The sequence below is a fragment of the Lysobacter sp. yr284 genome (genome assembly GCF_900107375.1).
Lineage (GTDB): Bacteria > Pseudomonadota > Gammaproteobacteria > Xanthomonadales > Xanthomonadaceae > Lysobacter.
Genome location: NZ_FNPT01000020.1, coordinates 65,932 through 77,722, shown reverse-complemented (window position 1 = coordinate 77,722; position 11,791 = coordinate 65,932). Strand labels below are relative to the sequence as shown.

The 11,791-nt window shown below is 65.9% G+C and carries 6 protein-coding genes; all 6 read right to left on the bottom strand.

What is annotated here, in order from left to right:
- Positions 1–24: 24 nt before the first annotated feature.
- The gene (locus tag BLV01_RS21070; RefSeq protein ID WP_091804772.1) at positions 25–1,674 is read right to left on the bottom strand and encodes a cyclic peptide export ABC transporter; all 1,650 of its coding nucleotides are present in this window, start codon (positions 1,672–1,674) and stop codon (positions 25–27) included.
- 33 nt (positions 1,675–1,707) lie between these two features.
- Positions 1,708–4,896 carry a non-ribosomal peptide synthetase gene (locus BLV01_RS21065; RefSeq protein WP_091804769.1) on the bottom strand — a complete coding sequence of 1,063 codons (3,189 nt, stop codon included), beginning with the start codon at positions 4,894–4,896 and terminating at the stop codon, positions 1,708–1,710.
- Positions 4,897–4,939: 43 nt separating this feature from the next.
- Positions 4,940–5,836: a nicotianamine synthase family protein gene (locus BLV01_RS21060; protein ID WP_091804766.1), complete on the bottom strand. Its 897-nt coding sequence runs from the start codon at positions 5,834–5,836 to the stop codon at positions 4,940–4,942.
- A gap of 116 nt (positions 5,837–5,952) precedes the next feature.
- Entirely contained in the window at positions 5,953–8,250 is a 2,298-nt protein-coding gene (locus BLV01_RS21055; RefSeq protein ID WP_091804763.1) for a M20/M25/M40 family metallo-hydrolase, read from the bottom strand.
- A gap of 721 nt (positions 8,251–8,971) precedes the next feature.
- Entirely contained in the window at positions 8,972–10,294 is a 1,323-nt protein-coding gene (locus BLV01_RS21050) for a sensor histidine kinase (protein WP_091804760.1), read from the bottom strand.
- A gap of 25 nt (positions 10,295–10,319) precedes the next feature.
- On the bottom strand, positions 10,320–11,714 hold the full coding sequence (locus tag BLV01_RS21045; protein ID WP_091804758.1) for a sigma-54-dependent transcriptional regulator: 1,395 nt from the start codon (positions 11,712–11,714) through the stop codon (positions 10,320–10,322).
- Between the last annotated feature and the right edge of the window lie 77 nt (positions 11,715–11,791).

The following is an 11,791-nucleotide window of genomic DNA, read 5'->3' as shown; positions in this document are numbered from 1 at the left end:
ACGGCGGCAAGGTTCCGTCCGTCCTCATGTTTCTACGGTCTGCATGAGCAGGCTTTCGACCACGCGCCCGGTGCCGCCCTCGACCGAGACGATCCGTCCGCCCTCGAACTTGACCACCTTGTCGGCGAGGTGGAAGTAACGGTCGTCGTGGCTGATGACCACCATCGTCTTGCCCGCACGCTTCATGTCGGGCAAGAAGCTCTTGTAGAAGAACTCGCGGAACTCCGGATCCTGATCCGCGGCCCACTCGTCGAAGACGTACACGTCCGAGTCGTCGAAATAGGCGACCAGCAAGGCCAGCCGCTTGCGTTGCCCGTACGAGAGCTTGGTCGTCGACAGGACGCCGCCGCTGACGCCGACCTTGTCGCTCAGCCGCAACCGGTCGATCATCGCGGCGATGGCCTCGTCGTCGACGCCGCCGCCGCGCTTGGGGAAGATGCTCTCGAACAGGTGATAGTCCTGGAATACCGCGGAGAAACGCTGGAAGACGGCGCGGGGATCCGCCACCGGCTTCCCGTTCACGCAGACCGCGCCGCTGCGCAGGGGATAGAACCCCATCAGCACCTTCGCCGCAGTGGTCTTGCCGCTGCCGTTGCCGCCTACGAAATAGACGATCTCGCCCTTGCCGATATGCAGGTCGAGCGGCCCGACGGTGAATCCGCCCTCTTGGTCGGCGATCTCGTAGGCGAACACGGCGCGCTCGAACGCCAGCGACGAGAACCCTTCCGACGCCGCCGGCGGCGCGTGCGCCGACGCCGCTCCCACCGGCAGCTTGAGCTCGCCCAGCCGGGACAGGCCGATCTTGGCCGAATGGATGGTGCGGAACGAATTCATCAACAAGGTCAGCGGACTGATCATGTAGAAGATCACCAGCACGAACGACGAGATGACCGACCGATCGGTCACGCCGATGTGTCCCGCCGCGAACAACAGCACGCCAACGCCGATGAAGATCATCGCCAGGCTCCAGTTGCTCGACATGTTCCAGAAGAACTCCGCCTCCACCGTGGCGTTGCGGTAGTCGACGGCGTGCGACTGGATGTCCTTGTTCAAGAACGCGTCCGCGCGCTCCTCGTGCAGCTTGAGCTCCTTGTTGCCTTCGACCACCGACTTGTAACGCTTGAACAGCTCGTCCTCGGTCCGTCTGCGCTCGACGAACTTCCGCTCGGCGCGGTCGTTGATCACGAACTTGGCGACCAGCAAGGCGACCAGCAGGAAGAACAGGAAGATGCCGAACAAGCGCGGCGAGACCGTGCACAGGTAGACCAGGCAGGCCGTCGCCACGGTGAAATTGAAGACGTAGGTCGGCAGGACGATGATCAGCTCGTGCACCGACGGCACGTCCCGGGTCAGCGCGGTGTAGAGCCGGTGGGTGCCCAGCGCGTCTATCTCGCGCACGCTCAGGTTGCTGATGCCGCGCACCAGTTCCTCGCGCAGACGGAAGAAGGTCTTGGCGCTCAGTCTCGACAGCAAGGTCTGCGACAACAGGCTCACGCAGATCATCAGGATCAAGGCCCCCCCGAAGACGGCCGCATCGCCGAGATGGGCGGAGTTCGCCTGAGCCTGGCGGTTGATCAGGATGAGCAGCCAGATATTGGTCGCGCCCGCCACCGCGCTTATCGCGCTGATGACGGCGATTCTCAACCGGCTCTTCTTGATGACGTCAAGGATCATTTCCGTTTCCGATAGGGGATGGCCGGCGGCGCGCTAAAGATCGATGTAGCCGGCATGGCGCTCGCTGTCGGCGAACCGGAGCCTGGAAAGCAGTCCGGACAGCTCCGACCGCCTGTCGACGAGTTGCGCCTGCGCCCGCGCCGTCGTATGGGCGAACATCGACTGCAGGTCGATTCTTTCGCCGAACTCCGCCTCGATCCGCGCCGCGAGCTTCACCAACCGGATGGAGTCTCCCCCGACCTTGAAAAAGCTTTCGCCGACCCCGGCTACGGACGTGCCCAACACTTCGCGCCACAGCCCGAGCATCCGCGCCTCGGTTTCGGTGCGCGGCGCCTCGCCGGCCTGCGCGCGCGGCGGATCCACGAACGTCTGCGCCAGGGCGTCGCGGTCCGTCTTCCCGTTGCTGGTCAGCGGCATCCGCTCCAGGCAGACGAAATGCGCGGGCATCATGTAATCCGGCAGCGACTGGCCCAACGACTCGCGCAACGACTGCAGCAGGCGCTCATCGGCTTCGGCCTGCTCCGCCGGGTCGACCCTGCGGGTAACCAGGCAAGCGACCAGCAGCTTGTCCTGCGGGGCGCGCGGGTCCGCGCGCGCGATCACGGCGCAAGCCTCGACGCCATCGTGCCGGGCGATGCCGGCTTCGATCTCCCCGGGCTCGATCCGGTGTCCGCGGATCTTCACCTGGTGGTCCTTGCGTCCGAGATACTGCAACTCGCCGTTGCCGGCGAAGCGCGCCAGGTCGCCGGTGCGATACACCCGCTCGCCGACCTGTTCGCAGAAGACGAAGCGCTCGTCGGTCAGCTCCGGACGGCCGAGGTAACCGCGCGCCAGGCCGGCGCCCGCCAGATGCAGCTCCCCGCTCGATCCGGCCGGCAGCAGTCCGCCGTCTTCGCCAAGCACGTAAGCGCGCTTGTTGTGGATCGGCCGTCCGATGCTCTGCGGGCCGTGCTTGCGCCGTCTGGCGCAGGTCGAATAGGTCGTGTCCTCGGACGGGCCGTAAAGGTCGAAGATCTCGACCTCGCGCGACTCGCAGATCGCATCGACGAGCTCCTGGCGCAGCAACTCGCCAGCGAGGTTGATGCAACGCACCGTCGCCGGGATCGACCCGCTCTCCAACAACGCGGCGATGGCCGACGGCACGGTGTTGATCAAGGTCACCGGGTGCCCGACGCCGTCGCGCAGCGCCAGCACGTTATCGGCGAGCACGACGCTTCCGCCGGTGGCCAGCGGGACGAACATCTCGAACACCGACAGGTCGAAGCAGACCGAGGTGGCGGCGAGCACCGCCCGAAGATCCTCGCGGTGGTACGTCTTGGCCGCCCAGTCGAACAGGGCGACAGCGTTGCGGTGCTCGATGACGACGCCCTTGGGCTGCCCGGTGGAGCCGGAGGTATAGATGACGTATGCGGCCTGCTCCCCGGCGCGGCCCAGCGGCGCCGGATTCGCGCTGTCGCCGGCCGCAGCCGCCTGCGACAGCAGCGCGTCCACGTCCAGGCGAGTCGCCGCCTGCGGCAGCCGGGCCAGCCCCGCCGCGTCGGTCAACACGACCGAGCTCGCGGAATCGTCGAGAATGTAGTTCGCCCGCGCCGCCGGATAGGCGGTATCGATCGGCACGTAACACGCGCCCGCCTTCAGGATTCCCAGCAGCGCGACGATCAGCGTCGGCGTGCGCGGCAGGTAGACGCAGACCGGCTGTTCCGGACGCACGCCCAGGCCGATCAAGTGATGCGCGACCCGGTTGGCCAAGGCGTTCGCCTCGGCGTACGTCATGAACTCGCCGCGCCATGCGATCGCGGGCGCGTCCGGCGTTGCCGCGGCCTGGCGTTCGAAGCAGTGATCGATGCACCCCGGCATCGAGATCTCGACGCGGGTGGCGTTCCAATCCATCAATTGGCGCTCGCGCTCGGCCGGCGTCAGCAGGCTCAAGGCCACGAGCGGACGCGCGAAGTCTGCGGCCGCCTGGCGCAGCAGATGGTGCACGCGATCGAGCGTTTCTTTCGCCGCGGCCTCGTCGAAGTATGCGCAGTTGTAGTCCAGGTGCAGCGCGATGTCCTGGCCCGCGCCGTAATCGCACAGCACGAACGTCGCCGGCGCGCGCTCCCGGTTGTGGGTCAGATAATGCGTTTCCACGGGCTTGCCGCCCACGGTCAGGCCGAAATCCAGGCTCTGGTAGTTGAACGCGAGCTGGTGGATCGATTCGTTCGAACTGCCGTCGCGCTCGCGCAGCCCCCGGATCAAGTCGCCAATCGGAAATCGCGAATGGCGATGGTCCCGCTTCTGGTCCCGCGCCACCAGGCGCACCAGATCTTCGAACGATTCGGCGTCCCCGGCGTTCAGCGGACAGGCGTTGACGTTGACCAGCGAACCGATGATGTTCTTGTCATTCGCGCTGCGGCGGTTGTGCACCGGCGAGCTGACGACGACATCCGCGCAGTTGCAGGCACGGGAGAAGTACACGTACAGCACGGACAAGAACGCAGCGGTGACGTTCGCGCCGACCTGCGCCGACTGCCGCTTGAGCGCTGCGAACAAGTCCGCGTCGATGACGGCGCTGACGCGCCGGCTGGATGCGCGGTCGTCCGGGCCGCTCCCCTCGCGAGGCGTCAACAGCCGCGCGGCCGCGGACGGACGGTGGCGGCCGAGCCAGTAATCCAGGTCGTCCGCGCTGGCGCGGCTGCCGCGATATCCCGACTGCCGGGAGACGTACTCCAGGAACGACGGAAACCGGACGTCTTCAGGCGCCAGCGTTTCGCGATCGACGCGCTCGTAGAGTTCGATGAATCGCTGCATCTGCAGGGCGAACCCCCAACCGTCCATCATCAGGTGGTGGGCCTTGGCGAAATACCAGTATTCGTCGGCCGATACCTTCAGCAGCGCGTCCTGGAAAACGCTGCGGGACAGGTCTTGGAAGGCCTCCTCGAACCGCGACTGGATCCACTCCATCGCGCGGCCGCGCGGATCGGCGCAAGACGAACAATCGACCAGGTCCAGCGGTGGGAAGACCGGATCCGCCAGCGCCTGGCGGCATTCGCCGTCGCCGTCCGCGAAACGCAGGCGGTAGGCGTCGTTGCTGCGCAGGAGAACGTCGCGCGCGCGCGCGAACCTCGGCACGTCCAGCTCGCAGAAATACTTCTGATAGCCGCCGATATTGTTGACGGCCTCCCCGAAGAACTTGCCTTCGAAGTAGATGCCTTCCTGCGTTGGCGTGAGTCCTTGCATTTCCCCTTTCCATGGAGCGAGCGTTTCTTCCGGCGCCGGCGCGTCAACGCCGGATCGATTTCTTCAGCAACAGCGAAGAGATGGTGTCGTCGCTGTTCCCGTCGACGATCCGCGCGTCCTCGATCGTGAACCTGCTGACCATTTCCGCGCAGATCACGGTCGGCTCGTAGATCACCTTGCGAGGGCCGACCGAAGTCCGGCAGATCACCTCGCAATCGTCCTTGGCGGTTTCGTAGATGTTGTCCAGGATCGCCAGCTTCGGCTTGGCCAACAGGGCGATGATGATCACGTCGTAATCGCCGACGTCGTAGCTCGCGTTGTCCTCGTGGAGGACCCTGATGGACCTGCCCAGGCCGAGCTCGTCGATCAGATCGCGCGACACCTTGACCGCATCGGCGGAGACGTCCAATCCGTCCACCGGAACGCCGAGGATCCGGTGCAGCCATATCGCGCTGATCGGGAACGGCCCGGACCCGATGAACAGCGCGCGCTTCGGCGAGCGCGACCTGAGCATCGACGTCTCGCGCTTGAGCAGGCGCTGGAATCGGTTGTTGAGCCGATAGTCGTGCAGGGACGACGCGCCGCCGTTGCACAACCGCCAGGAGAATATCTGCTCCAACGCAGTTTCCCACGCGCAATAGGCGTCGTTGAGCAGCTTGATCTCGTCCCCTTCCTTCCTGAGGTCGAGCATCAGCCTTTCCGCATCGCTGGCGAAGAAGATCTTCGACTCGATGTGCTCGATCAATCCGTCCAGGATGTGGAAATTCCCGCGCGGGTTATCGAGCAACTCGCGGTGCGATCTCAGCAGGTCGGCGGCTTTGTCGACCTGCGCGTGAAATGGCGCCTTGCACCGGATTACATCGTCCAGTCTTGCCAGCATCGAACCTTCGTCGGACACGGCTTCTTCCACCGCGTCGACTTCGCACTCTTCCACCCGCATGGCGTTACTCCTTTGCGCATGCCGACAGGCAGGAACTCACCCGTCTCAGCAAACTAGGTGCATTCAATTGCCTTGCATACGCCATCGTCGCCGCAGGCGGCGACAGCGGAAATTACTTAGAGCTGGGTTTCGCCGACGACCAGAGCCTGGTCGCCGTCGTTGCGCGGCACCGCCACCTCGCCGCGACTGCTCGCGACGGCGGCGGCCCGGCCCGGCAGCTGCGGCGACATCGCCACCACCGCGATTTTCTGTTTCCTCGGCCCCAGGACCAGGACGATCTCGCGCCCGTTGCAGGACACGCCGCGACAGATGAACGATGCGTAGTCGTCGGAACTCTTGGAGTAGTCCAGGATCTGGCCGTCGGTTTCGATCGTTCGCAGCTGCGCCGCTTCGGGAACGAGCAATTGGATCACCGATGCTCCGGCGGGCGCATCGATGCGCACCGTGACGCGTCGCTCCTGCGGCGATACAGACGTTTCCGCCACCACCGTCAAGGCGGCCGCCGGCAGCCCGGCCGAGGGCATGGAAACGCTATGGAATCGCGTCTGGTTCCAGGCAAAGACCGGCGCGAGCGCGACATCGCCGCCCATCGCCTTCAGCACCTGGGCGGGCGGGCGGTTCGAAGCGTTCCCGACCGCCATCACCGCCTTGTCGCCGGTCTGGATGTACATCACGTTGAGCGGCTGCGGATGCTGTGCGCTGTAAGCCGGCGCGCGCAGCGCGAAGAAGGCGCCTGCCGCCACCGCCGCCAGCAGCGCCGCGGTCGCGAAGGCATGGGCCCGCGGCGCATGGACCGATGCGGCGAACGGCAGGGCGAAGGTCGCGGCCAATGCGAGCAGCGCGCCCATCGCCACGACGCCGGCGACGCTGTTGAAGCCCAGCATGACCTCGATCAAGTGGATCGCCGGGAACAAGAAGACGAAGCCCACCGCGGCAGGAATCGCCAGCAGCCACAGTCCGCGCGGCTCTTCGCCGGAGCGCGGCAACGCGGAGGCGATCAACGTACACACCGCCATGGCCGCTGCGGGCAGCAGGAAAAGATAACTCGCGCCGGGCGCCGCGATCGCCGCTGCGCAGGCAGCGAACGACCACCCCCAACCCAGGCCGATCCACAGGCGCAGCGGATCGCTGCGGCGGGCCAACTGCCTCAGCAGCGAAACGACCGCGATCAGCACCGCGCTCCACAACAGCACGCGGTTGAAGGGCTGACCGCTGGCCGCCCAGGCGCGACCCGCACCGTTGAACAGGGAAAGCAGGTAGGTCAGCGCATAGGCGACGACGCCACCCACGACAGGCGACAGCACGAAGCCGACGATTCCGCGCGCCACGCCGCGTCCGGCAAGCGCCCCGCGCTTGCGCAGCCTCAACGCCGCCGCCGCGAACGCGAGCAACAGGCCCACGGCGATGAACGGGCCCCAATGCGTCGGCCATTGCAGCACGCCGAAGCCGAGGACATCGCTGTAGACCGCATCGCTGGCGGCGCCGTCGGCGCGCAGGTCGGCATCGGCCAGACGCTTCAACAGCTCATGGATGTTGTCGCCCTGGGCCTGCAGGGTGCCTGCGTCGATATGCCGCAGGTTGTCGAGTGGCGTGTGGTAGTAGGATGAGCCCTCACCGTTGGCGAAGTTCAGTCCTTGCAGGCCGCGCGACTTGAACACGCTCAGGTCCGTGTCGTTCGGCATCAGCCCGTAGGCGGTGGCGAGCAGGGAACTGGTCAGCGGCCGTTTCGCCGCAGCCGCGAACTCGCCGATCAGCTTGCCGTTGGCGCGTCCGGTCTCGAACAGGATGCTTTGTCCGGACGTTCCTCTGGCCTCGACATTGACCACCGCGACCACGTCGCTCATCCGCGGGTGATGCGAAGCGAACGCCTGCGCACCCAGCAGGCCCGCCTCTTCGCCTTCGGTGAACAGGAAGACGATCGAATTCTTTCCGGCCGGGCGCTGCTTCAGCAACCGCGCGGACTCCACCATGATCGCTACGCCGGCGGCGTTGTCGCTGGCGCCAGGGCCCGCGGGAACCGAGTCGTAGTGCGAAGCGACGAGAACCGCCTTGCCGGCGGCCGATCCCTCGCTGACTGCGATGATGTTGCGCACCCGCGCGCAGGTACGCATCGCCTCGCTGCACGACGTGGCCTCCTGGACTTCCGGCCGGTACCCCGCCGACTGCAACGCATCGATAAGACGTTGCCCAAGCGCGCGATTGGCGGCGCTGTCGACCGGGTGAGGCTGCTGATCGCCCAGCAGGACCGGCAGGAATCCTGCGGCCCGCTTCGCGGAAAAATCGTTCGGGCCGGCGCTTTCTGAAGCGCCCGCGGCATCCAGGCGCCAACGCGCGAAGATCGCGACGACGAGCAGCAGAACGAGTACGGCGAAGAACGCATATCCATGCCTGGACCCACCTTGGGACGCTTCCATTCAGCCCTCTCGTTTGCAGCCTGAAGCACCGTTTTTTGTGCGAACGATCGCACAAAATTCTGCCTGCTCCCCAAGGATTCTTTGCAACGCCGAACCGACGACCATCACACTCTGCAGCGCGACTTCGTTAGCAAAAATAGGTGATCGGTGGCTTGTTCCGAACGTGCTTTTTCGATGCAGCGGCCGGATGCTAAACCAGTCCAGAACACTCCCGCAAGAGTCGACGCGCGATGTTCTCGCAGCAACGAACAACAATCGCGGCGACTGCACTCTCTTCGCCCCCAATTCATTTTTCGCACCGCGTGCGCACGCTCGCCGACTCTGCCGACCAAGCGTAAAACAAGCAAAAAAGGCTGGAAAACGCCCAATTTCGTCACTCGCAACCACACCGCGCTCAACGATGCCTGCACTCGCATAGACGCACATCGACTCGAGCAGCAACGATGCATCCGGTGTTTATTTGTACGCGTGATTCGCGAGAACACGGCCGCCGAATCAATCACCAACACGGCCAAACGTTCGAAAAGTTACATCTGAGCAACGCATCACTATTCAGCATTCACTTGATGCTTACTCAAATCACCATTGTTGCTGTGCTATGCGGCACACTCGGGCGCAACCAATACATCCGCTCAACGTCCGGGTGCGGCCGTGCACGAATGGGCAATTGTTTTCCGGGGCTGTCGCCGACGATGCGACATCGGCTGAATGCGCGCTGCAATCAATCCGCGCGTTCTTCGGTCGCCTCCAACGGCAACCACAGGCAGGCCAAGGCGCCTTGCGCGTCCGCGCGCGCATTCAGCGTGACTCCACCATCGTGCGCCTCGGCGATGAGCCGGGCCAGGGCCAGGCCTATGCCTGAACCACCGGGCTTGGTGGTGAAGAAGGGAACGAAGAGGTTTTCGACCGACGCCAACCCTGGACCGTCGTCCTCGATCTCGATCCGGGCGAGTTCGCCTTCCCGGCGCCAGCGCAGGCGCACACCGCCGCCCGTCGCCAGCGCAGCGTCCACTGCGTTGTTCAGCAAATTTATCAGAGCCTGTTCCAACTGGTCCGGATCGGCGCGCATGCGCAATGCCCCGGCGGTTTCCACCTGGATCGACAAGCGCTGCTCCAGTCGCGACAGCTTCTCCGCCAGCGCCGAAAGCTCCACCGCCTGCTTCTGCGGCGCCGGAAGCCGAGCCAGCTTGCTGTAGCTGGAAAGGAAGCGCGACAGCGACTCGGCGCGGTGGCCGATCACCTCCAGGCCGCTGAAGAAGTCCTCGCGCCATCCGGCCGGCAGCGGCTCGCGCGCCACCATGTTCGACATGGTCCCGGCCATGGATCGGATCGGCGCGAGCGAGTTGTTGACCTCGTGACCGAGTACCATCAACAGTCGCTGCCAGGCTTGCCGCTCCTCTTCGCGCAGCACCCGCCCCACATCGTTGATCACCAGCAAGTGGCCGCCATGCCCGCCGCTGCGCAACGGCGAGTGCAGCACTTCGAAGCGGCCGGTGCGCGCCGGGAACGCATGGGTGAGGACATGCGTGACCGGACCTTGCATCCACACGGCCAGCCCCAGTTCTGCCGCGCTCTGGCCGAACGGGCTGTCGTCCTGCATCCCGAGCAATCGCCGTCCCGCCGGGTTGGCCAAGCGCAAACGCATGTTTTCGTCGAACGTGAACACCGCGCTGTTGAGCGACGACAAGGTCTTACTCAACAAGTGGCTGGATTCCTCGAACTCGACCCGTTCGCGCTGTAGCCGCTGCGCAAGAGCATTGAAATCGCAGACCAGGCCGCCGAGCGCGCCGTCCCGGGCTCCGCGCAGGCTGTAGTCGCCCTCCCGAAGCGCTTCCAGCAGGCCGCCCAGGACGTACAGCGGAAACACCAGCCGACGGTATAGCCAGCGCGCCAGCAGCACGGTCACGACGATCGCGGCGACGCAGAGAATCCAACGCAGCGTGCTGTCGCCCTCTCCGGCCACCGTCAGCGCGACCGCAAGCGCCACCCCGGGCAGCGCCACCAGCAGGCTCCCGTACAAGGCCGTCCGCTCGAAGCGCCGCATTCCGCTTGCGCCCGGCTCCACCGGCTCAGCCCGCCTGGGCACTTTCGCTCGTCGGGCGCAGATCGTGCTTTTCCAGGCGCCGATACAGCGACTGTCGGGTGATTCCCAGGGCATCGGCCGCGCGCTGCAGGTTGCCGTCGTAACGCTCGACCGCCCGCTGTATCAACAGCGCCTCGGCCTGTTCCAGAGTCGCATCCTCGATGTCCGGCAACCGCGGCGGCGGCGCATCCATGCCGAGCACCGCGCTGGCGACTTCATCGTGTTCGGCCAGCAATGCGGCCCGCTCCATCAGATGCTCGAGCTCGCGCACGTTCCCGGGCCAATGCCACGCGCTCAACGCGCGCTCGGCGGCGACCGACAGTCGCAGGCCGTCGCGGCGATAGCGCGCGGCGCTGCTGGCCAGAAACGCCCGCGCCAGGGGCACGATGTCCTCGCGTCGCTCGCGCAGCGGCGGAAGCGGAATCTCCAGGGTATTGAGCCGGTACAGCAGATCGCGGCGGAAGCGGCCTGCCGCCACTTCCGCGACCAGGTCGGCGTTGGTCGCGGCGATCAGCCGCACGTCCACGCGCTGCGTCCGCGAAGAACCCAGCCGCTCGAATTCTCCGTCCTCCAGGACCCTGAGCAGCTTGGGCTGCTGCGACAGCGGCAGATTGCCTACCTCGTCGAGGAACAAGGTGCCTCCGTCGGCGAGTTCGAAGCGGCCGACGCGTTCGTTCTTGGCGTCGGTGTAGGCGCCGCGCGTGTGGCCGAACATCTCGGACTCGAACACGCTCTCGGAAATGCCGCCCATGTTCACCTTGACCAGCAGGCGCGAGGCGCGCCCCGATCGCCGATGCAGCAACCGCGCCGCCACTCCCTTGCCGGTGCCGTTCTCGCCCAACAACAACACGTTCGCGTCGCTGCGGGCGACCCGTTCGATCAGCGCCATGGTCCGGCGCATTGCCGGCGATTCGGCCACCACGCCCTCGTCGCCCTCGTCGCGCAGCAAGGCGTTTTCCGCTTCCAGCCGGGCCCGCTGCCGGGCGGCCTGGCACAGGGCCATCTGCGCGCGCAGCACCTGCAGCAGGCGCGCGTTGTCCCAAGGCTTCTCGATGAAGTCGGCGGCGCCGCCGCGCATGGCCTCGACCGTCAGCGACACGTTGCCCCACGCGGTCATCGCCACCACCGGCAGTTCGGGAACGGCCTGGCGGAGCTGGCGCAACAGAGCCACCCCTTCCTCGCCCGAGGTGCTGCCGCGCCGATAATTGCAGTCGATCAGGGCGCAATCGAATTGATGCTGACGCACGGCTTCCAGCGCTTCGGCAGGGCTGGCGACGCCCAGGCTGGCGATGCCTTCGGACTTGAGCAACAGCCGCAGCGCCTCGCGTACGCCGCTCTCGTCGTCGGCCAGCAACACCATGGGAGCGATCTCGCGCGTCATCCGGTACCCGCCTCACTGTGCGTTCGCGCCGATCTCCCGACGACCGCGTGCGGAAGACGTTCGGCCCCGCCAGTATA

Coding starts and splice junctions, on each gene's coding strand:
- BLV01_RS21065 (WP_091804769.1), bottom strand. CDS start 4,896: ATGCAAGGACTCACGCCAACGCAGGAAGGCATCTACTTCGAAGGCAAG.
- BLV01_RS21055 (WP_091804763.1), bottom strand. CDS start 8,250: ATGGAAGCGTCCCAAGGTGGGTCCAGGCATGGATATGCGTTCTTCGCC.
- BLV01_RS21070 (WP_091804772.1), bottom strand. CDS start 1,674: ATGATCCTTGACGTCATCAAGAAGAGCCGGTTGAGAATCGCCGTCATC.
- BLV01_RS21045 (WP_091804758.1), bottom strand. CDS start 11,714: ATGACGCGCGAGATCGCTCCCATGGTGTTGCTGGCCGACGACGAGAGC.
- BLV01_RS21050 (WP_091804760.1), bottom strand. CDS start 10,294: ATGCGGCGCTTCGAGCGGACGGCCTTGTACGGGAGCCTGCTGGTGGCG.
- BLV01_RS21060 (WP_091804766.1), bottom strand. CDS start 5,836: ATGCGGGTGGAAGAGTGCGAAGTCGACGCGGTGGAAGAAGCCGTGTCC.